Genomic DNA, 23,133 nt, shown 5'->3' with positions numbered 1-23,133 from the left:
CTTCATTCCCCCCAAGCCTGCCTAACAGCCTGTAATGCCTGATCAGGGTCTTCTTTCAACAACTCAGCAAGCGTTAATATAGCTTCCTCCACACTTTGCCGAGCAGCATTTGTTCCAAAATGATTAATTCGTAGAAGAAGCCCAAATAATTCTCCGTCTCCGGGAGCTACAATTCCTATGGGCTGTTCGATCTGCAAATCTTGCTTTCCAGAAATCCGTACCGTTGTAGTCAGTGTAGAATAATGTCTGCTATCCTTCTGCCAAGGTTCAAGCCCCAAGGATTGGATACCAGCTACAGCAGCTGCAGCAGCTCTCTCATGGCGTTTGATTACTTGATCCAATCCTTCTTCTTCAATTCGCATCAAAGCTTGAATCAAGGCTCTAGCCTCCAGTGTAGGAATATTTGGAGCAACTCGTATTGGCGCGGCCCCATCCAACGAAGGTTTGAGATCCAGCAAGGACAGAATGGAGTTACGCGGTGCATTTTTATTAGACTCAAGAAATTCCCAGCCACGTGGTGAAATACTGACGGCGCTAACACCGTTAGGTCCAGCCAAAGCTTTTTGCGCGCCTATCACAGCAAAATCAATTCCCCATTCATCGACCAGTAACGCCTCTCCCCCAACCGCAGAAACCGAGTCCGTTACAGTAATGAGATTGAACTCCTTTGCAATCTTAAATATTTCTTTAGCCGGATTAGATCCACCTGTAACCACTTCAGCCTGAACAAAGGAAAGGGCACAAGGGCTAAACTCTTTAATTGCGGAAGCAACCTGGTTGCCAGTGACCACTTCATCAAAAGGAACCTTTACTTCAACAACCGATGCTCCTCCCCGTTCAAGCCATTTTCCAAATAAACTTCCATAGGGACCTGTTACTATATTTACAATGGTTCGACCAGGTGCGGCTATTCCGGCAGCCACGGCCTCGATCCCCAAAATTGCCTCAGCTGGGATAATAACCGGTGGATGATCAGTAAACAAGATGTCGGAAATCAAATGTGTAAGCTTATTGTACTCAGCCATTGAAAGTGGCACATATCCTTTATGTTCTTGTTCTGGGCTCATAAGAAACCTCCTGATGTACTTGATTTTGGCATTTTGGGAACCGCCGACAACAGCTCGTAACTGTATTCATGTTTAGGTCGGATGAAGAATTGATCTTTCGGACTCTGCTCCACAAGCTTCCCATGCCGCATGACTGCAACTGTATCACTAATTGCATTGATTACTCCTAAGTCATGAGAAATAAAAAGCATGGTGAGATCAAGTTCAGCTTTTAGTGCATTGAACAGTTCGAGCATACTTAGCTGCACAGATACATCCAACGCGCTTGTAGGTTCATCTGCGATCAGGATGTTGGGCTCAACGCTTAATGCGCGGGCGATCGCTATCCGTTGACGCTGCCCCCCAGAAAATTCGTGTGGGAATTTGTCTAATGCCTTTTGCTCCAAATGAACTTGGTTCAGTAACTCTTTACATCTCTGCTCGACACCCGTACGTCCCACAATTTTATGAAACAATAAGGGCTCAGAAAGAATCTCTCTAATCGAATGTTTGGGATTCAGCGACGCATCCGGATTTTGAAAGATCATTTGGATTATTTTTCGCTGCTCACGGCTTCTTTTCTTTTTTAACTCTTGGGTACCTAACAGGATCTTTCCCTCATGCGGGGCAATCAGTCCAGCAATTACTCGTGCCAGCGTAGATTTTCCTGATCCAGATTCTCCAACAAGCCCAAGAGTGGTATGCTGCTCAAGATTCAGATTAATACAATCCAGCGCAGTAAAGCCGCCATAATGAACAGTTAAATCTTTGATTTGCAAGGCTAGTTCCATGAGTCTCTACTCCCTTCAAGCTCTGGCAAAGGAAGCACCGAATTAATCAGCATCTGTGTGTAAGGGTCGGATGGATTTTGCAAAATATCAAGGGTAGCGCCATGCTCAACAATCTGCCCTTGTTTCATTACACATAGGCGTGAGCACAAGTTGGCTGCAATCGCGAGATTATGCGTAACAAAAACCATGGCAAATCCCAGCTCCTGCTGGAGGTTGGTGATCGTTTCAATAATTTGTCGTTGAACCGTGACATCCAGCGCCGTCGTCGGCTCATCACAGAGAAGAATACCTGGCTTACATGCCAGTGCCAAAGCGATGACTACCCGTTGACATTGACCGCCTGACAGCTGGCTCGGATACCGGTCCTTTTTCTTTAAAGATTCGGGGAGACCAAGCCTTTCGAGCAGTTCCAGCGCAATCATTCGGGAAGCCTTTCGGCTTACTCTCTGTCTGTAATACACGACTTCAGCCAGCTGATTAACAACCATACAGAGCGGATCAAGCGCACCTCTTGGATCTTGAAAAACCATCGCACTGCTTACATCACTCTTAATGGTGCCGCCTATCTGCTCAACACCGTTTGGAAGTAGTCTCAGAATTGCACGCAGCGTAAGCGATTTTCCCGAGCCCGACTCACCTACTAATCCTAGACTCTCTCCTTTGCCCAGCGAAAAGCTAACATTGTTGACTAATCTCTCATTTGTCTTCGCTGCCAGTGTTAGTTGCTCTATTTCTAAAATGGGTTGTGTAGACATCATTTTTTCCTCCATAAGTCTGCCAGACCATCACCTAGGAGCGACAAAGCTATTCCTGTATACACCACTGCTAATCCTGGAACAGCCGATAGCCACCAAGCTGTAGTGATGAAGGGCTGTCCATCCGAGATCATTGTCCCCCAGTCTGGAGTTGGCGGTGTAATGCCGATCCCAAGATACCCGAGCGTCACAATGGCGACAAGCAATCCAATCATATCTGTCATAAGAACCACTACGGCTTGAGGAAGTACATTGGGAAGCAGATGACGCAAAATAATTCTTACTCCGGGTAGCCCTAATGTTTGAGCAGACGCCACCCATTCCTGATTGCGGAAAGATGCGCTGAGACCTCTGACGACACGGGCAAAGACAATCCAACCTACAAGGATAAACGTAATATAAATACCTCGTTCTCCTGCTCCACTGGCAAAAGCAACGATAATAACGATCAGATAAAAAGGAAAAGCGATAAATGTATCTGACAACAGCGAAATAACTGCATCAACCCATTTTCCGTAATACCCTGCTAGCATTCCTAGGAATACACCTGTGCAAAAGGGAATGATTTCTGCCAAGACCATGATTTTCAGATCAGTCCTCGCTGCATAGATCAGTCTAGTAAACAGATCACGCCCAAGTTGATCGGTTCCTAGCCAATGTTCAGCCGACGGAGGCTGCAGAAAGGCACTCAAATTTTGCTCGGATGGATCATAGGAACTTATATACGGTATAAACACAGTTAAGAGAATAAGGGCTGCAAACATAATCATTCCTACTAACAAAGAAGGGGTATTCCATATGCGCTTTAAGCCGCTTGTCATCTTGTTGCCTTCATACAATTGTGGCTCTAGTCTTATCGTTTTCATTGTTTTCCCTTCGTTCTGGGATCAAGCCACCAAGAAATGATTTCAATCAAGAGACTGATGATCACAACAGATAGCGCACAATAAAGTGCTATTCCTTGAATAACTGGAAAGTCCCGTTTCGAAATTGAAGTAAACAGCAAACTGCCAATTCCCTTAATTCCAAATACCTGTTCAACGACCAATGTGCCGCCGATTAGATAAGAAATATTCACACCCATCAGCATCAGTGTAGGAAGAGCAGAATTGCGCAACACATGTTTTAATAGAATAACCCTGTTTGGTATTCCCGCGGCTTTAAGGGTGACTACAAAATCCGATTCTAACACTTCAAGCATCTGCGCTCTTAAGGAACGGACCAGGGTAGGAATCTGTGAAAAAGCAACGGTGATTGCCGGAAGTGCAAGACTGTGCAAGGTTCCAACCCACCCTTCACTAACTCCCCCAACGGGAAACCAGCCAAGCCGGACGCTAAAGAGCAAAATTAAAAGTAAGCCAACCCAGAAGATTGGCATACCCAAAGTTATTGTAGGAAATATACGTATTAAATGGTCCAGCAGTTTATCCTTATGCGTAGCAGCTACCGTAGCAAGCAGAAGTGATACGACAATTGCCAACACACAGGCCATCACTATGAGCAACAAAGTAACAGGAGCCCGCTGCGTAATCAATTCTCTTGTTGATGTCCCCATAATAATGGAGTTTCCAGTATCTCCTTGCGTAAACAGCGTCTTCACAAATCGCATGAACTGCTCCCATAAAGGGAGGTCGAGCCCAAGAGTATGATGCATACTCTTGAGCGCCTCAGGGGTACTGTATTCTCCCAAGATCATTTTCGCTGGATCTCCGGGCACAATTCGGATGATGAAAAAGACGGCTATCATTACGCAGCAGATCACTGCCAATGCTTTTATAAGCGATATTACAAGCCAGTTGTAAGAGTCCTTACTTCCTCTAGGTTGATTTAACACCTGCTTAAGATTCATCATTGGCTGATGCGGACATCTTCGAAACGGGCGCTACCATTAGGTAGCACAACTAGACCATCCACTGAAGAACGAATACCTTTCAAAACATCTGGATAATAAAGCGGAATATAAGGTACTTCATCAGCAAGTGTCTGCAGCAGCTTGGTATAAATTTGCGCACGAGCATCGCCATCCGCTGTTTTTTGGCCCTCATATAGAAGCTTCGTTACTTCATCATTCGTATAATGGGTCCAATACGATTTGCTGAAGCCTTCCGGATCGGTTTGGAAGGCAATAATCGAATTCGCTTCCGGGGAATCAGCTTGACCGCTATTCAACATTGCGGCGAAATCATAAGCAAAGAATCGTTCACGGAAAGTGGCAAGCTCAATCGATTCAATCTCAATTTTAATCCCGATGGTTTGACCGGCTGCCTGAATAATTTGTGCCTCTTGCGCTCTTGTACTATTACCGGAGGCTACAAGTAACTTGGTAGTAAAACCATTAGGGAAAGCCGATTTAGCAAGCTCTTCCTTGGCTGCCTCGACATTGAAGTTCAGAGCCTTGATTGTATCATTGGCGTTATAAGGAATCGTTGTTGGCAGTAATGAGTTTGCTGTTTGTGCATATCCAAAGGTTAACGCTTTGGTCAAGCCTTCACGGTCAAGCGCCAGAGCCAGTGCACGGCGGACATGTACATCCGAAAAATGCTCATCCAGCGTATTAAAGAATAATTGCTCTGTCACCCAACTACCGTTAGTAATTACTTTAGTGTCGGCTCCATCTTTGATCTCATTAGCATTTTGCAAGGCCAAAGATTCAATAGCATTAACTTCCCCAGCCTTCAGCTGGTTGATCGCTTGGCTATCGTCCTCAATCAACTTATAAACAAGCTTATCAATATATGGTTTACCTTCTTGCCAGTAGAATTTGTTCTTAGTGAAAGTCAAATCACCCGCAGTGTCCCATGTTTCAACGACAAAAGGTCCCGTTCCGATTGGTTTCTTGAAGAATTCTTCTTCGGAAACTCCACCAAAATTATTAGGAACGATGCCATTGGAGAAATTGGACAGCTCTGAGATAAATGGTGTATAAGGTTCTTTAAGCGTAATAACAAGCGTTTTGTTATCTTGTGCTTTGATTGAATCAACCTTAGCGGATATTGCCAGCGGGCCGCCAACCTTCAAGTGCCGCTCAAGGGAGAATACGGCATCTTCCGCAGTCACATCCGTACCGTTTGAAAACTTCAGACCCTCACGAAGTTCAAAAGTATACGTCAATCCATCCTCACTGATACTATGTGACTTCGCAAGCCAATCTACAATTTCGCCCTTGCTGTCAAAAGCAACTAATGATTCAAATACTTTATCGATAGCAAAAGCATTGTTGGATGTAATCTGATTATGCAAATCCAGCGAGGTTACAGAAGCAGGGCGTCCATAGACGAAGGTTCCTCCTACTGCCGGCTCTGCTGTTTGAGGACTCTGAGTTGCTGTTGCTGGACTCGCACTTTCCTGCACATCTTTATTTGAAGCAGCCTTATTATTAGATCCAGAGCAACCTGCAATTACCATCAATAGCAAAATAGATATTGCCCCAAACAGAATCGGCTTCTTAAAAGATAAATTAAAATATGACATAATCCGCTCCCCCTACAATTCTTATATGTTTAGTATGAATTGTATTATGGGTTAAACACTGTAGTCTGTCAAACAAAATTTAAATCGTACCAACCCTTTAAGCAAATAGATACAACAAAAAGACCACTGTCGATGACTCAACAGTGGTCTTGCGTGCTTGGCAACGTCCTACTCTCCCAGGACCCTTCGGTCCAAGTACCATCGGCGCTGGAGGGCTTAACGGTCGTGTTCGGGATGGGTACGCGTGGAACCCCTCCGCTATCGCCACCAAACGGGCATTACAGCGTAATGCTCAGACTTCATCGCCTGAAAACTGAATCCGAATTGAATTTGCGTTTTAAGTATAGGATAAGCCCTCGACCGATTAGTATTGGTCAGCTCCATGCATTACTGCACTTCCACCTCCAACCTATCTACCTCGTCGTCTTCAAGGGGTCTTACTAATTGGGAAATCTCATCTTGAGGGGGGCTTCACGCTTAGATGCTTTCAGCGCTTATCCCGTCCGTACGTAGCTACCCAGCCATGCTTCTGGCGAAACAACTGGTGCACCAGCGGTACGTCCATCCCGGTCCTCTCGTACTAAGGACAGCTCCTCTCAAATTTCCTGCGCCCACGACAGATAGGGACCGAACTGTCTCACGACGTTCTGAACCCAGCTCGCGTACCGCTTTAATGGGCGAACAGCCCAACCCTTGGGACCTACTTCAGCCCCAGGATGCGATGAGCCGACATCGAGGTGCCAAACCTCCCCGTCGATGTGGACTCTTGGGGGAGATAAGCCTGTTATCCCCAGGGTAGCTTTTATCCGTTGAGCGATGGCCCTTCCATGCGGTACCACCGGATCACTAAGTCCGACTTTCGTCCCTGCTCGACTTGTAGGTCTCGCAGTCAAGCTCCCTTATGCCTTTGCACTCTTCGAATGATTTCCAACCATTCTGAGGGAACCTTGGAACGCCTCCGTTACTCTTTAGGAGGCGACCGCCCCAGTCAAACTGCCCGCCTGACACGGTCCCCGTACCCGATTAGGGCACTAGGTTAGAACCTAGATACGATCAGGGTGGTATCCCAACGGCGCCTCCACCGAAGCTTGCGCTCCGATTTCTACGGCTCCCACCTATCCTGTACAGATCGTACCCAAATTCAATATCAAGCTGCAGTAAAGCTCCATGGGGTCTTTCCGTCTTGTCGCGGGTAACCTGCATCTTCACAGGTATTAAAATTTCACCGGATCTCTCGTTGAGACAGCGCCCAAGTCGTTACGCCATTCGTGCGGGTCAGAATTTACCTGACAAGGAATTTCGCTACCTTAGGACCGTTATAGTTACGGCCGCCGTTTACTGGGGCTTCGGTTCATAGCTTCGGGTTACCCCTAACCACTCCCCTTAACCTTCCAGCACCGGGCAGGCGTCAGCCCGTATACTTCGCCTTGCGGCTTCGCACAGACCTGTGTTTTTGCTAAACAGTCGCTTGGGCCTTTTCACTGCGGCCCCCTCGTGCTATTCACACTACCGGGGCACCCCTTCTCCCGAAGTTACGGGGTCATTTTGCCGAGTTCCTTAACGAGAGTTCTTCCGCGCGCCTTAGAATTCTCTTCTCGCCTACCTGTGTCGGTTTGCGGTACGGGCACCTTCTCCTGGCTAGAGGCTTTTCTTGGCAGTGTGAGATCATGACCTTCGCTACTATAATTTTCGCTCCCCATCACAGCCCAGCCTTAACGATGTGCGGATTTGCCTACACATCAGCCTCACTGCTTAGACGGACATATCCATCAGTCCGCGTCACTACCCTCCTGCGTCACCCCATCGCTCATAGCGGATTACGGTGGTACAGTAATTTCAAACTGTTGTCCTTCGACTACGCCTTTCGGCCTCGCCTTAGGTCCCGACTTACCCTGAGCGGACGAGCCTTCCTCAGGAAACCTTGGGCTTTCGGCGGATCAGATTCTCACTGATCTTTTCGTTACTCATACCGGCATTCTCACTTGTATGCTGTCCAGCGCTCCTTACGGTACACCTTCAACCCACATACAACGCTCCCCTACCCCAGATACATAGTATCTAGCCATAGCTTCGGTGGTGTGTTTAGCCCCGTTACATTTTCGGCGCAGAGTCACTCGACCAGTGAGCTATTACGCACTCTTTCAATGGTGGCTGCTTCTAAGCCAACATCCTGGTTGTCTGTGCAACTCCACATCCTTTCCCACTTAACACACACTTGGGGACCTTAGCTGATGGTCTGGGCTGTTTCCCTTTTGACAATGGATCTTAGCACTCACTGTCTGACTCCCGGCAATAAGTATATGGCATTCGGAGTTTGACTGAGCTTGGTAATCCTTGCGGACCCCGCACCCAATCAGTGCTCTACCTCCACTACTCTTATACCGAGGCTAGCCCTAAAGCTATTTCGGGGAGAACCAGCTATCTCCGAGTTCGATTGGAATTTCTCCGCTACCCCCACCTCATCCCCGCACTTTTCAACGTGCGTGGGTTCGGGCCTCCAGTGCGTGTTACCGCACCTTCACCCTGGACAGGGGTAGATCACACGGTTTCGGGTCTACGTCCACATACTGAGTCGCCCTATTCAGACTCGCTTTCGCTGCGGCTCCGTCTTCTCGACTTAACCTTGCATGTTAAACGTAACTCGCCGGTTCATTCTACAAAAGGCACGCCATCACCCATAAATAGGGCTCTGACTTTTTGTAAGCACACGGTTTCAGGTTCTATTTCACTCCCCTTCCGGGGTGCTTTTCACCTTTCCCTCACGGTACTGTTTCACTATCGGTCGCCAGGTAGTATTTAGCCTTAGCAGATGGTCCTGCTGGATTCATACGGGGTTTCACGTGCCCCGCACTACTCGGGATCCGTCTCGGAGAGAACACAGTTTAGGTTACAGGGCTTTTACCTCTATCGCGGGCCTTTCCAGACCTCTTCACCTACCATATTCCTTTGTAACTCCATGTGAGACGTCCCACAACCCCAAGAGGCAAGCCCCTTGGTTTAGGCTGTTCCGCGTTCGCTCGCCGCTACTGACGGAATCACTATTGTTTTCTCTTCCTCAGGGTACTTAGATGTTTCAGTTCCCCTGGTCTGCCTCTACATCTCCTATGTGTTCAGAGATGAGTAACTGCGAATTACCACAGCTGGGTTTCCCCATTCGGACACCCCCGGATCAAAGCTTGCTTACAGCTCCCCGAGGCAGTTTCGTTGTTCGCCACGTCCTTCGTCGGCTCCTGGCGCCTAGGCATCCTCCGTGTGCTCTTATTAGCTTAACCTTGATTTTCCCGCAGGAAAATATCATACGATATCTCTCTTGGAATCATCTCACTAATAACATTTACTTGTTTGCACAAGTTGCTAAAAGATGTTCTAAAACGCAAATTCGTTTCGGTATCCAGTTTTCAAGGATCAAGTCTTACTTGAGAGCTTAAACTCTCAAAACTGAGCAACGAGTGAGTAACAGGCCTAAACCTGAGATTTGGAAGTTTAACTTCCGATTTGAATGTCTTCATTGCAGAAGACGATTCTCCATAGAAAGGAGGTGATCCAGCCGCACCTTCCGATACGGCTACCTTGTTACGACTTCACCCCAATCATCTACCCCACCTTCGGCGGCTGGCTCCCTTGCGGGTTACCCCACCGACTTCGGGTGTTGTAAACTCTCGTGGTGTGACGGGCGGTGTGTACAAGACCCGGGAACGTATTCACCGCGGCATGCTGATCCGCGATTACTAGCAATTCCGACTTCATGCAGGCGAGTTGCAGCCTGCAATCCGAACTGAGACCGGCTTTGATGGGATTGGCTCCACCTCGCGGCTTCGCTTCCCGTTGTACCGGCCATTGTAGTACGTGTGTAGCCCAGGTCATAAGGGGCATGATGATTTGACGTCATCCCCACCTTCCTCCGGTTTGTCACCGGCAGTCACTCTAGAGTGCCCAACATTACTTGCTGGCAACTAAAGTTAAGGGTTGCGCTCGTTGCGGGACTTAACCCAACATCTCACGACACGAGCTGACGACAACCATGCACCACCTGTCTCCTCTGTCCCGAAGGCCGCCACTATCTCTAGTGGATTCAGAGGGATGTCAAGACCTGGTAAGGTTCTTCGCGTTGCTTCGAATTAAACCACATACTCCACTGCTTGTGCGGGTCCCCGTCAATTCCTTTGAGTTTCAGTCTTGCGACCGTACTCCCCAGGCGGAGTGCTTACTGTGTTAACTTCGGCACCAAGGGTATCGAAACCCCTAACACCTAGCACTCATCGTTTACGGCGTGGACTACCAGGGTATCTAATCCTGTTTGCTCCCCACGCTTTCGCGCCTCAGCGTCAGTTACAGCCCAGAAAGTCGCCTTCGCCACTGGTGTTCCTCCACATATCTACGCATTTCACCGCTACACGTGGAATTCCACTTTCCTCTTCTGTACTCAAGTCACCCAGTTTCCAGTGCGACCTTAGGTTGAGCCCAAGGTTTAAACACCAGACTTAAATGACCGCCTGCGCGCGCTTTACGCCCAATAATTCCGGACAACGCTTGCCCCCTACGTATTACCGCGGCTGCTGGCACGTAGTTAGCCGGGGCTTTCTTCTCAGGTACCGTCACTCCGATAGCAGTTACTCTACCGGACGTTCTTCCCTGGCAACAGAGCTTTACGATCCGAAAACCTTCATCACTCACGCGGCGTTGCTCCGTCAGACTTTCGTCCATTGCGGAAGATTCCCTACTGCTGCCTCCCGTAGGAGTCTGGGCCGTGTCTCAGTCCCAGTGTGGCCGTTCACCCTCTCAGGTCGGCTACGCATCGTCGCCTTGGTGGGCCGTTACCCCACCAACTAGCTAATGCGCCGCAGGCCCATCCCTCAGTGACAGATTGCTCCGTCTTTCATTCTTTCTTCAGGAGAAAAAAGAAATTATCCGGTATTAGCTACCGTTTCCGGTAGTTATCCCAGTCTAAGGGGCAGGTTGCCTACGTGTTACTCACCCGTCCGCCGCTAAGTTATTTTGAAAGCAAGCTTTCAAAATAACTCCGCTCGACTTGCATGTATTAGGCACGCCGCCAGCGTTCGTCCTGAGCCAGGATCAAACTCTCCAATTAGTATTGAAAAGAGCGATATGCTCATTTTGAAACATCTGACGAGAAAATTAATTCTCTAATTTTGGATTTCACTTTCGTGATTTCCTACTCACTCGTTGTTCAGTTTTCAAAGATCAAGTTCTCGTTGGCGCCGTTTAATGTCTCAGCAGCAACTCTTATACTATATCATGTTCGGCTATTTAATGTCAAGCTCTTTTTTCAACTTCTTTTTCGAGCTCGGCATGTGTATTTCTTGGCCGGACTTAGAATATATCATGTATAGAGATTGATTGCAACACTTTTTTTAATATAATCTATAAATAAGAGACTGTGCTACTAATCATACTAAATATACTCGTATGCACTAAGCAGCACAGCCTCAGCTCTGAAGTCTTTCAATACTTACTACACTAAGAAATAATCTCTTGAATATATAGATCCCGCTCCAACATTAAGTTAACAATTGTACCCTCTACCTTAATCATAGGACGTGTAGGATTCGCACGATCAGTGAATATGATCTCCCCGTGACGCCCATCGCTCAAACGTATTCTGGTTCCATTAAATAAATCAGTGCTCTTCTGTATAAAGGTCTGTACAACGACTGGGTCGAGCTTACCAAAGCTTTCTGTCATAATCTGCTCTAATACTAGATAAGGGGACTGTGCCTTTCTATAAGCTCTTTCCAAAGTCATAGCATGGAATATATCTGCAACCGCAACTACTTTAGCGTAAAAGTGAATCTGGCTACCTTCTAGCTTAAGTGGATAACCAGACCCATCAACCTTCTCATGATGCTGCAACGCCGTTAGTCTTACCCCTTCATTAATCGCTGTGACATTACGTAATAATTGATAGCCATATGTAGTATGTCTTCGAACCTCTTCTATCTCAGCACTATTAAGTGACTCCGGCTTATGTAAAAGAGAACTATCTACTTTTGCGTTTCCGATATCATGCAGCAATCCAGCAAAAGCGATCTGCATCCAATCCTTTTGCGGATACCCGCACCACTGAGCAATCTTATATGATGTTAACGCGGACAATACGGCATTGTGATAGTTGTAATCCTCGTCTTTTAGCGTACGTGGAGAAAACTTCAAGACATGATAATCCTTCAAATGACTAATTAGTACCTCTAACTGACTCCGTAACTCAAAAATAGGAAGAGAGGCTGCCGTTACCGAACGATAGCTTGTCCTAATAAGTCCGATCATTTTGTCATATTCATCGTGTAGTGGGGAATTGTTCTTAATCAGCATTGATTCATTTATAATGGCTCCGGCTTTAAGTGATGTTTGCTTCGAGTTTTTTTTGGCAGCATCAGAGTTGCCCTCTCCTTGAACACCCTCGATCTCCACTTGCCCAACTAAGAAAGCTTCCAAAATTTCTAGATCACGGGGGAGTAGTATTTTTCCCTTGGTAAACAAAATCCCACCCAAAGGTGTAATTACATCTTTGATTATCTTTGAGCCCGCTTTAACTTCTCCAACCAATACATTTGGCATATACTCAGCCCCTTAATTTCTATAACAATAAGCTCAGGATTACCCAAATCTAATATGACAGATAATTTCTGAGAAAACAGTACTTTATATACTGATTTATACTCTATCGGCTAATTATAGTACGGATAAAAGGAAGCGACTAGTGCAATGAAAACTATTCTTTTAAAAATTACTCATTACATTTCATAAAATAACTAACTATTAATTAATCACAGTAAAAAGAGCAAGGGGTTCTGTAATAGAACCCCTTGCTCTTTATTGAATATAAACTATTCTAAGTTATCCTCTTGATCTTCAACGATTGTTTCCGGCTGATCTATATCGCCAGATTCATCAACTGTTACTTGGTCCTCGAGGCCTTCTATATCTTCAGACATTTCGTCCTCTTCATTCTTATCGGCTCTGCACAGGGTAGCCACAGCATCATCCTCGCGGATGTTAATTAGCTTAACCCCTTGCGCATAACGACCCATAGTAGAAATTCCATCCATGCTGGTACGAATCAAGGTACCGCTTGTAGTAATGATCATTAAGTCTTCGTCGTTCTTAACAACTTTAAGACCAACTACAGGTCCATTCTTCTCAGTGAGATTAATGGTCTTGATTCCTTTACCGCCACGAGTCTGGGAACGATAGTCGCCGGCTGGTGTCCGTTTACCATAACCCTTGCTAGTAACAATCAGAACCTCAAGCTCCTTATCGACACAGTCCATACCAATGACATGGTCATTACTATCGAGTGTAATACCCTTCACGCCAGTTGCGCTACGACCCATAGAACGAACATCATTCTCTGAGAACGTAATCGACATTCCGCGTGCTGTACCGATAATAAGATTTTGCTGGCCATCTGTCAGCTTAACCTCAATCAGGGAATCCTCTTCCCGAAGATTAATAGCGATAAGTCCGCCTTTGCGGATGTTATTGTAATCCTCAAGTGGCGTCTTCTTCACGATACCTTCGCGGGTAGCAAAGAACAAGTACTTGTCACTATCGCTCTCTTCCACCTGGATAACGGCACTAATCTTCTCACCTTGTTCAATTTGAATTAGGTTGATGATTGGTGTCCCACGCGCAGTACGTCCCAGCTCTGGGATCTCATAAGCCTTAATCCGGTACACCTTACCCTTATCGGTAAAGAACATCAGATAGTTATGAGAGTTACTCACGAAGAGATGCTCCACAAAATCTTGGTCCTTGGTGTCCATCCCCATTACTCCGCGGCCCCCACGCTTCTGGCTGCGGTAAGTGCTGACAGGCAGACGTTTGATGTATCCAGTATGCGTAATAGTGATAACAACCTCTTCACGTGGAATAAGGTCTTCATCGAGAATACTTTCTTCACCAACCGTAATCTCTGTCCGGCGATCATCAGAATATCTATCACGAATATCCTGCAACTCGTTGCTGATGATTTCCAGTACGAGATGCTCATTGGCCAAAATTTCACGGTACTCTGCAATTTTAGCTAACAATTCGTTATATTCATTCTCGATTTTTTCCCGTTCCAGACCGGTCAGACGCTGCATCCGCATGTCGAGGATTGCTTGAGCCTGCTCTACACTGAGGCTAAAGGTGCTCATCAATCCGTCACGAGCTATATCCGTTGTCCGCGAAGCGCGGATTAACGCAATAACTTCATCCAGATGATCCAGCGCAATACGCAGACCTTCTAAAATATGAGCGCGTGCTTCAGCTTTTTTAAGATCAAATATTGTACGACGACGAATAACTTCAATCTGGTGCTGCAAATAATGATAGAGCACATCACGCAGATTAAGAATTTTCGGCTCATTGTTGACGATGGCAAGCATGTTGATCCCAAATGTGGATTGCATTGAAGTATGTTTATATAGATTGTTCAACACAACATTTGGATTCACATCACGTCTCATCTCAACAACTACACGCATACCGTTACGGTCAGACTCATCTCGAAGATCCGTTATACCCTCGATCCGTTTCTCACGTACTAATTCTGCGATTTTTTCAACCAGTCTTGCCTTGTTTACCTGATATGGCAGCTCATGTACAATGATGCGAGCCTTACCGTTGTTCTCTTCAATTGTTGCCTTGGCACGCATGGTCACGGAACCACGCCCCGTACGATAAGCCTGACGAATGCCCTCACGACCCAAAATATATCCAGCCGTAGGGAAGTCAGGGCCTTGGATATACTCCATCAATTCCATAGGTGTGATATCGGGATTCTTAATCATCGCCTGCACACCATCGATAACTTCACCTAGGTTATGCGGTGGGATATTAGTAGCCATACCTACAGCAATACCAGATACCCCGTTCACGAGCAGGTTCGGATAACGAGCTGGCAATACAACTGGCTCATGCTCTTCACCATCATAGTTGGGTGCGAAATCAACTGTTTCTTTGTTCAAATCTCGAAGCATTTCGCCTGCAATCTTGGAAAGACGGGCTTCTGTATAACGCATCGCTGCAGCCATATCACCATCAATCGAACCAAAGTTCCCGTGACCGTCCACAAGCATATAGCGCATAGAGAAATCCTGAGCCATCCTTACCATTGTTTCATAGACGGCTGAGTCACCGTGAGGGTGGTACTTACCGATAACCTCACCGACGATTCTTGCCGATTTCTTATGAGGCTTATCCGCAGACATTCCAAGTTCCGACATCGCAAACAAAATGCGTCGGTGAACCGGCTTGAGTCCGTCCCGCACATCTGGCAAAGCCCGACTAACAATGATGCTCATTGCGTAATCCATAAAGGATTCACGCATTTCCACGCCAATGTCCCGATCTTTGACTTGTGGGTTATTTTGTTCAGCCATGAATTGCTGGACCTCCTTCAGTTAAAAAACCGCTACCCTTAATTATATTACTTTCACAAAAGTAGCACAATTAAACATGATAGCCTTTTATCTTCTAATATTGATTTCTTTTGCGTTGGTTAGGGTATTCGCCCTTTCCGCAAATGTCTTTAGTACATAGACTGTAAAGACAAGAAACACGGTTTTATTATCCTAGTATCGTTCGATAAGGCATAACCCCATATCCTTATATTATACCATTGTTTAGGTAGCTTGTCCTGATTTTCAGCCGTCAAAGATTATGCTTCCAAAGCAAGTTTTGTACAAAGGAATTCAAAAGACCAAATGCTGCAAAAAATTGTTAAGGAGGAAGATAATGAAGATTCAACGTGTCCCAAGTAAATGGGCAAAAACAAAAGTCATTCTTCAAAATCAATCTCTATCTCTATATGTACCGGATACTCGTAAATACGATTTAAGTGTTCTTAAAGAAATGCTTGCGTTATATACAATGGTCTATATTAAACCTGACCGCGGAAGCTTTGGCATTGGTGTAATGAGAGCCGAGCAGCGTACGGTGATTTTGAGCCCTAGCCAGCGGAAGTCTGAAAAAAATGCCACCACCGATAACGAGGAGATAGAACAACAAGAAGCACAGCTTCTATATATTTTAAGATATGCAAAAACGGCAGAAGTTTTCTTCTCCCCCGAAGAGCTGCATGAAGCCTTACAGAAACGAATTCAGAACCGTACCTACCTGATCCAAAAGGGAATTGACCTTCTACGTTATCAAGACCGCCCCTTCGACCTTCGAGTTCTTGCCCAAAAAAGTCCGTCAGGCGCATGGGAAACGACAGGAATGCTCGGAAGAGTGGCTGCCCCTCAGAAAATCGTCACCAATTATCATAACGGAGGCAGTATTGTGTCAGTAAATACATTATTAAAAAGTCATATGAACCCTTCTGAAACACTCTCCACCGTTAATCAATTAAAATCTTTAGGCGTACAAATTGCAGGCCAATTGGAAACTACTTATCCAGGGATTAAAGAAATCGGTCTGGATATTGCCATGGATCAGCATATGGATATGTGGCTGCTTGAGGTCAACACCCTTCCATCCATAGTTATATTTAAGTTATTTCCTGATAAATCTATCTATCGTAGAATACACCGCTATGCTGTAGCATACGGGCGTGTAAAAGCTAGAAAATCTCCATACACTACCCGCAACAAACAAATCACCAAGGCCTAAAAAAACAGCTCTGAAATAAAAAAACCTCCAGCATTCTAATTCCATTAGGAACAGAAGCCGGAGGTTTTGTTAAAAATATAAGTAGGTATAAGTTTCACGTTATACATTATCCTTATATTTTATTCTTACACATCAAGATATCTGACGTCTTTCGCATGCTCATGGATAAAGTCACGTCTTGGTTCAACATTATCGCCCATCAGCGTATCAAAAATACTATCAGCGAGCATCGCATCTTCAATCGTTACTTGCAACATCATACGCGCTTCAGGATCCATCGTCGTGTCCCACAGCTGGGTAGCATTCATTTCACCCAAACCTTTGTAGCGCTGGACATTGACCTTAACATTTTCTCCAAAAGAAGCGATAATCTCATCGCGTTCCTTCTCGCTTCCTGCATAACGGATCACTTTGTTGCGCTCTATCTTGAACAATGGCGGTTGTGCGATATAGATATAACCTGCATCTACTAGCTTCCGCATGTAACGGTAGAAGAATGTCAACAACAGAGTTCTAATATGAGCTCCATCGACGTCGGCATCCGTCATAATAACGACTTTATGGTAACGAGCCTTTGATAGATCAAAATCATCACTGATCCCTGTACCCAGAGCCGTAATGATCGCCCGAATTTCCGCGTTGGATAGAATACGGTCTAAGCGAGCTTTTTCTACGTTTAGGATCTTACCACGCAGTGGTAGAATCGCTTGGAAATGACGATCCCGGCCTTGCTTGGCCGATCCCCCCGCAGAGTCACCTTCGACGATATACAATTCGCTGATAGACGCATCCTTGGATGAACAGTCTGCAAGTTTACCAGGTAGTGCACTGACTTCAAGCGCACTCTTACGGCGTGTTAACTCACGAGCCTTACGAGCAGCTTCTCGTGCACGTGAAGCTGAAAGCGACTTTTCAAGGACACGGCGAGATACTGCTGGATTCTCTTCTAGGAATTCCTGCAATTTCTCTCCGAACAGTGATTCTACAATTCCGCGTACTTCACTATTTCCGAGCTTAGTCTTCGTTTGACCTTCGAACTGAGGCTCTGGAATTTTGACAGAAATAATCGCTGTCAATCCTTCGCGCACGTCGTCACCAGTCAGATTTGAATTACCATCCTTCAGCACACCCGCTTTACGGGCATAATCGTTGATGATACGTGTTAGCGCACTTTTGAAGCCGGATTCATGCGTTCCGCCCTCATGAGTATTAATATTATTCGCAAAAGAGTAGATGTTCTCTGTATACGAATCATTGTATTGGAGAGCTACTTCAACCTGGATCATATCTCGTGAGCCTTCCACGTAGATTGGTTCCTCGTGCAGCGCTTCTTTTTTCTCATTCAAATATTTCACATATTCAACGATACCACCCTCGTATTTGAACACGTTGGTAACATCGGTCCGCTCATCATGCAGTGAAAGCTCGATTCCTTTGTTAAGAAAAGCTAGCTCACGAATACGTGTAAGCAATGTCGCATATTCAAAGACCGTGGTTTCAGTAAAGATTTCAGGGTCTGGATGAAAAGTTGTAGTCGTACCTGTCTCGTCCGTATCTCCAACAACCTTGATCTCATACTGTGGTGCACCACGTCTGTATTCCTGCTGATAAACATGCCCATCACGCTTAACATTAACAACAACCTTCTCAGACAAGGCATTTACTACGGAGATACCCACACCGTGTAAGCCGCCTGATACTTTATATCCGCCGCCGCCGAATTTACCGCCTGCATGCAGTACTGTCATTACAACTTCAAGCGTCGACTTTTTAAGTTTTTCATTTTCACCTACAGGTATGCCACGTCCATTATCGATAACAGTAATCCCGTTATCCTCATGAATAATCACTTGAATCCGGTCACAATAACCTGCTAGGGCTTCATCGATACTATTATCTACGACCTCCCACACCAAGTGATGGAGACCTTTAGAACTAGTGGAACCAATATACATGCCCGGACGTTTCCGGACAGCTTCTAGCCCTTCTAGTACCTGAATCTGGCTCTCATCATATGTCGGTTGATTCATTGACATGCCTTCACCTACTTCTTTCAGATTATCTCTTTGTTACTAAACGCAAGTTATATCTCGAGCAAAATTTTGGCTCTTTTTTTGAGAGTGGAGGAGGAAATGGGGGAGTAATACACGATATTTTTAGTTACGACAATAGATTTTGCTTCCTCTTCACCAATCCGCTCAAGCTTCTTGTCCTGCTCAGAGTGAATGACGAATTGCTTAGACACCTTGGAAGATTTCTCAATCGAAATATCAAATATTGCAATTAACTCCGAAGAGCGAATAATCTTCTCCCCGCCCAAATGAATATACATGATCTTCCTCCGCTCTTTATAACTCCACTTTTCCATCATGAACATGATATAGGCTGGCGCCTTTTAATTTATCGGCATTCAGACCCTCAATTCCGGTAGCGGTAATGAATGTCTGTACCTTGCTTTGAAAGGTTTCAATAAGCTGGGTCTGTCGGTAAGGATCAAGCTCGGATAAAACATCATCAAGAAGCAGCACAGGATATTCTCCGATTTCTTCATGGATCAGCTCGATTTCCGCCAGCTTGAGCGATAAAGCCGTGGTACGCTGCTGTCCCTGAGAACCGTAGACCTGAGCTTCCCTTCCGTTGATAAAAAAGGACAGGTCATCCCGATGGGGACCCGTCAGCGTCATGCCGCGCCTGATTTCTTGTTCTCTCGTTTGTGATAACTTTAACATAAAATTGTCTAATAAGACAGCTTCATCTTCCTCATCACGATCGCCGAAAGAGGGGACATAGAGCAATTTCAGTTCTTCTCCGCCGTTCGTAATCCCCCGGTGTATGCTTTCAGCCCATATTTGCAGCTTCTTTATGAATTGTTTCCTTTTTTTTACGATTTTAACACCGTGCTCCACAAGTTGAGCATCCCAGATTTCCAAAAGATCTTTTCCCGCTGCCTCTTTCCCCCACAACTGCTTCAGCAAATTGCCCCTTTGTAAGAGAATCTTTTGATACTGCTGGAGGTGAAATAGATAACTGGGCTGGACTTGGCCAATCTCCATATCAAGAAAACGCCGTCTGATGCCAGGTGTGCCTTTTACAATCTCTAAATCTTCCGGTGCAAACATGACCACATTAAGTGATCCTACAAACTCACTAAGGCGCCGTTGTTCTAAACCGTTAATCTTAGCTTTTTTACCTTTGGCAGAAAGGGTGAGCTCTAGCTTGAGATCGCCGTACTTACGTTCTACCTCGGCAATGATCTGAGCAGCGTCTCCAGGGGCATCGAATGAAATAAGTTCGCGATCTTTCGAGGTGCGGTGGCTTTTGGTCATCGCCAGGACGAACAATGCCTCCATGAGGTTTGTTTTGCCTTGGGCGTTCTGACCCAGAATCAGATTGACATCGCCCAGGCTCTCCAGACGCAGCAGCCCGTAATTTCGATAATGCTGCAGACCGATATTTTTAACAAACACGAAATGGTTCCTCCCCTAGCCTACTCCTCTTTAACTCCTCCACCTTCAACCTGAAAGGTGCCGTTATCCTGCACTTCAATTTGGTCACCCGGATACAGCTTTCTTCCACGTCGTTCCTCTACTTCTCCGTTAACCAGTACATGTCCTTCTTGCAGTAAAGCTTTAGCCATTCCACCTGTGGATACACAATCAGAAAGTTTCAGGAATTGATCCAGCTTAATATATCCACTGTGGATAAGTATTTTTTTCATGGTTTTTATCCTTTCAGCCACTTATCCACATGTTCATGAATGTTGGCATTAATTTGTTGTACGGTAAGGCAAAATGATATACAAGCTATTCGTTTGGTCAAGTGGCTTCAAAATGATCGGACTCATCATCCCTGTAAATGCTATGACAAGCTGCTCACTCTCAATAACTTTTAAGACATCGAGCATATATTTGGAGTTGAAAGATATTTTGAGAGGTTCACCTTTGAAATCAATGACTTCAAGTTCCTCACGAACTTTACCAAGCTCAGAAGAGCTAGAAGAAATTTCAATGCCGCCTTGTTCAAGCGTCTGCATGCGCACTATATTGGTTTTTTCTTCACGGGACAGCAAATAAGCGCGATCAATTGATTCGCTTAATTTTTTTGTGTCCAAAGTTAGTTCTGTTTTGTAGGTTGTTGGAATAATTCTAGAAGTATCCGGATAAATTCCATCAAGGATCCGTGAATAGAACAGTACTTTGTCGATTTTAAAGAGAACTTGATTGTCCGCAACCACAATATCAACGAGCATATTTTGATCAGGGATAATTTTACTTAGCTCATTAAGGGTTTTACCGGCGATTACGATATTTGCAAATTGGACATTCTCCGTACCTTCTAGTCTTGCTGCTCTTGTAGCTAAGCGGTGACGGTCTGTCGCTGTAAACTTAAACTCATTATCAGCCAGATTCCACAGTATACCTGTTAAAATCGGAGTTGTCTCTTGGGTAGAAATAGAAAAAGCGGTTTGTTTAATCATATTTTTCAGCAAATCACCTGGCAGGGAGATGGTATCGTTCTCCTCAATACTCGGTAACACCGGGAATTCTTCAGGGTCTAAACCTACGATCTGAATCTCCGTGGATCCAGAAGAAATATACGTTTGGAATCCTTCTTTAACTTCCATGTGAATCTCTTTGGAGGGCAGCTTCTTAATAATCTCGACGAAAAACTTAGCGGGAAGAACTACACTTCCTGGCTGGTCTATCTTCACGATCGTATGGCTGTCATTCTCTGCTGGAATAAACGATTGGATGGAAATATCGGTGTCGCTTGCAGTTAGTGTGACGCCTTGATGGCTAACTTCCAGCTTAATACCGGTCAGAATTGGGATCGTCGTTCTACTGGAGATAGCTTTGGATACGTGTTGAATGGATTCGTTGAGCTCGTTTTTAAGAATGCTTATTTTCATGATTTCACTCCTAGCTGAAAAATTGGGGATTTCGTTGAATTTGCTGTTCTTTATTACGCGTCTTTACATGATGAATTATTATAGTTATTTAATAGTATTAGTAGTAGGGGCGTCTAATATGTGGATAACCCTATCAAATAGCATAAAATTAAGCCTACCCACATGTGTATAGATTGTGTATAGGCTCTTTGTTCCTCTTAGGAAGGATTTTTAATTTTCTCCGCAAGATTATTTACCACTTTGTACAACTCCTGATCGACCTTTAATGACTGTGTAATTTTATCATGCGCATGAATTACGGTCGTATGGTCACGTCCACCGAATGCCTCGCCAATCTTAGGAAGCGAATAATCCGTTAGTTCACGGGAGAGATACATTGCGATTTGACGTGGAAATGCTACGGCTTTCGTACGTTTTCGTGCTTTGAAGTCTTCAAGGCGTAAATTGTAGTATTCACCGACTTTTTGCTGAATATCAGCGATGGTAATCATCTTAGGCCGGCTGGAAGGAATAATATCCTTGAGTGCTTCAGCTGCCAAATGAGTGGTTACATCCTGGTTGGTTAGCGATGAGTAAGCAACAACCCGGATTAATGCACCCTCGAGTTCACGAATATTGGTGTCAATCTGGTTAGCAATATACATCATGGCCTCATTAGGGATATCAAGGTTCTCTGCTTTCGCCTTTTTGCGCAAAATCGCAATTCGGGTCTCTAGATCAGGTGGTTGAATATCCGTAATCAAGCCCCATTCAAACCGGGAACGTAGGCGTTCTTCCAGTGTGGGAATTTCCTTTGGCGGTCGGTCGCTGGAGATGATAATTTGCTTGCGTTCTTCGTGGAGCGCATTGAACGTATGGAAAAACTCCTCCTGCGTGGACTCTTTTCCAGCGAGGAATTGAATATCGTCAATAAGCAAAATGTCAACGTTACGATACTTATTGCGGAAGCTTTCACCGCGGTTATCACGGATTGAATTGATAAATTCATTCGTGAATTTCTCTGAAGAGATGTAAATAACCTTGTTATTTGGGTTATGTTCCAGAACATAGTGCCCAATGGCGTGCATTAAATGGGTTTTGCCCAGTCCTACACCACCGTATAAAAACAAGGGATTGTATGCTTTGGCGGGTGCCTCGGCTACTGCCAGTGAGGCTGCATGCGCAAAACGGTTGCCGGAGCCGATTACAAAAGTGTCAAAAGTGTACTTGGGATTGAGTAGATGCGTTTGCGCTTCTTCTCGTGATACTACGGGAGTGGGAGCCGATTGTTGAACCACAAGCTCAGGCGGCTTGCTTTCTTCAATCACGAATTTTACATCCACTTGTTTCCCTGTAACTTCGTAAACCGTAGCTCCTACTAGTTTGGTGTAGCGACTTTCCAGCCATTCTACTGCGAACGTTGTAGGTGCCGAAATAATGAGAACCTGGGAGTTGAAGGTTACGGCTTTGGTAGCCTTAAACCAGGTATCAAAGCTCGGCTTGCTTAATTTGGTTTGAATAATCGATAAAATTTGCTGCCATAATTCGGAAGTATGGCTGTCCAC

At 45.3% G+C, this 23,133-nt stretch carries 15 protein-coding genes and 3 rRNA genes; 1 reads left to right on the top strand and 17 read right to left on the bottom strand.

The annotated features are described in order from the left end of the window. Nucleotides 1–2 precede the first annotated feature (2 nt). From ACN6MV_RS00090 to gyrA, 11 genes are all read right to left on the bottom strand, one after another. Nucleotides 3–1,067, bottom strand: a complete 1,065-nt coding sequence (locus ACN6MV_RS00090) for an aminotransferase class V-fold PLP-dependent enzyme (RefSeq protein ID WP_419885496.1) — start codon at nucleotides 1,065–1,067, stop codon at nucleotides 3–5. Beyond that, nucleotides 1,064–1,837, bottom strand: a complete 774-nt coding sequence (locus ACN6MV_RS00085) for an ABC transporter ATP-binding protein (protein ID WP_042123065.1) — start codon at nucleotides 1,835–1,837, stop codon at nucleotides 1,064–1,066. Before ACN6MV_RS00085 ends, ACN6MV_RS00090 begins: the two co-directional genes overlap by 4 nt. Further along, on the bottom strand, nucleotides 1,828–2,595 hold the full coding sequence (locus ACN6MV_RS00080; RefSeq protein ID WP_419885495.1) for an ABC transporter ATP-binding protein: 768 nt from the start codon (nucleotides 2,593–2,595) through the stop codon (nucleotides 1,828–1,830). The genes ACN6MV_RS00085 and ACN6MV_RS00080 overlap by 10 nt, the downstream gene beginning before the upstream one ends. Further along, nucleotides 2,592–3,458: an ABC transporter permease gene (locus ACN6MV_RS00075; RefSeq protein WP_139328659.1), complete on the bottom strand. Its 867-nt coding sequence runs from the start codon at nucleotides 3,456–3,458 to the stop codon at nucleotides 2,592–2,594. The genes ACN6MV_RS00080 and ACN6MV_RS00075 overlap by 4 nt, the downstream gene beginning before the upstream one ends. Further along, the gene (locus ACN6MV_RS00070; RefSeq protein WP_419885494.1) at nucleotides 3,455–4,444 is read right to left on the bottom strand and encodes an ABC transporter permease; all 990 of its coding nucleotides are present in this window, start codon (nucleotides 4,442–4,444) and stop codon (nucleotides 3,455–3,457) included. Before ACN6MV_RS00070 ends, ACN6MV_RS00075 begins: the two co-directional genes overlap by 4 nt. Beyond that, on the bottom strand, nucleotides 4,441–6,063 hold the full coding sequence (locus ACN6MV_RS00065) for an ABC transporter substrate-binding protein (protein WP_042123059.1): 1,623 nt from the start codon (nucleotides 6,061–6,063) through the stop codon (nucleotides 4,441–4,443). The genes ACN6MV_RS00070 and ACN6MV_RS00065 overlap by 4 nt, the downstream gene beginning before the upstream one ends. 155 nt (nucleotides 6,064–6,218) lie before the next feature. Next, nucleotides 6,219–6,335 (bottom strand): 5S ribosomal RNA (gene rrf / locus ACN6MV_RS00060). Between the two features lie 72 nt (nucleotides 6,336–6,407). Continuing rightward, a 23S ribosomal RNA gene (locus ACN6MV_RS00055) occupies nucleotides 6,408–9,335 on the bottom strand. Between the two features lie 259 nt (nucleotides 9,336–9,594). Then, nucleotides 9,595–11,152 (bottom strand): 16S ribosomal RNA (locus ACN6MV_RS00050). The 16S, 23S and 5S rRNA genes sit together here, the layout of an rRNA operon. Nucleotides 11,153–11,541: 389 nt before the next feature. Further along, nucleotides 11,542–12,639, bottom strand: a complete 1,098-nt coding sequence (locus tag ACN6MV_RS00045; RefSeq protein ID WP_076120624.1) for an HD-GYP domain-containing protein — start codon at nucleotides 12,637–12,639, stop codon at nucleotides 11,542–11,544. Nucleotides 12,640–12,908: 269 nt separating this feature from the next. Further along, nucleotides 12,909–15,449, bottom strand: a complete 2,541-nt coding sequence (gene gyrA, locus ACN6MV_RS00040; protein WP_076120623.1) for a DNA gyrase subunit A — start codon at nucleotides 15,447–15,449, stop codon at nucleotides 12,909–12,911. A gap of 355 nt (nucleotides 15,450–15,804) precedes the next feature. Between gyrA and ACN6MV_RS00035 the strand changes: the two genes are divergently transcribed. Then, nucleotides 15,805–16,680, top strand: a complete 876-nt coding sequence (locus tag ACN6MV_RS00035; protein ID WP_419885493.1) for a YheC/YheD family protein — start codon at nucleotides 15,805–15,807, stop codon at nucleotides 16,678–16,680. 125 nt (nucleotides 16,681–16,805) lie between these two features. Here the strand turns inward: ACN6MV_RS00035 and gyrB are convergent, their stop codons facing one another. From gyrB to dnaA, 6 genes are all read right to left on the bottom strand, one after another. Beyond that, nucleotides 16,806–18,716 (bottom strand): DNA topoisomerase (ATP-hydrolyzing) subunit B, encoded by a 1,911-nt coding sequence (gene gyrB, locus ACN6MV_RS00030; RefSeq protein ID WP_042123053.1) that lies wholly within the window; start codon nucleotides 18,714–18,716, stop codon nucleotides 16,806–16,808. Between the two features lie 47 nt (nucleotides 18,717–18,763). Continuing rightward, the gene (gene remB / locus ACN6MV_RS00025; protein ID WP_036677731.1) at nucleotides 18,764–19,012 is read right to left on the bottom strand and encodes an extracellular matrix regulator RemB; all 249 of its coding nucleotides are present in this window, start codon (nucleotides 19,010–19,012) and stop codon (nucleotides 18,764–18,766) included. A 16-nt stretch (nucleotides 19,013–19,028) separates the two neighbouring features. Then, nucleotides 19,029–20,147 carry a DNA replication/repair protein RecF gene (gene recF, locus ACN6MV_RS00020; RefSeq protein WP_042123050.1) on the bottom strand — a complete coding sequence of 373 codons (1,119 nt, stop codon included), beginning with the start codon at nucleotides 20,145–20,147 and terminating at the stop codon, nucleotides 19,029–19,031. Between the two features lie 20 nt (nucleotides 20,148–20,167). After that, a complete protein-coding gene (gene yaaA, locus ACN6MV_RS00015) occupies nucleotides 20,168–20,398 on the bottom strand; it encodes a S4 domain-containing protein YaaA (RefSeq protein ID WP_042123047.1) in 231 nt (76 codons plus the stop codon). Nucleotides 20,399–20,446: 48 nt separating this feature from the next. Beyond that, nucleotides 20,447–21,589, bottom strand: coding sequence for a DNA polymerase III subunit beta (gene dnaN, locus ACN6MV_RS00010; protein WP_042123045.1), 1,143 nt, complete (start codon nucleotides 21,587–21,589; stop codon nucleotides 20,447–20,449). 197 nt (nucleotides 21,590–21,786) lie between these two features. Beyond that, nucleotides 21,787–23,133 carry a chromosomal replication initiator protein DnaA gene (gene dnaA, locus ACN6MV_RS00005; protein ID WP_042123043.1) on the bottom strand — a complete coding sequence of 449 codons (1,347 nt, stop codon included), beginning with the start codon at nucleotides 23,131–23,133 and terminating at the stop codon, nucleotides 21,787–21,789.

It is taken from the genome of Paenibacillus sp. B-A-8 (assembly GCF_048572915.1).
In the GTDB taxonomy this organism is placed as follows: Bacteria; Bacillota; Bacilli; order Paenibacillales; family Paenibacillaceae; genus Paenibacillus_AQ.
Note: the sequence above shows the minus strand (reverse complement) of the source record. Positions and strands in the feature narration are given on the sequence as shown.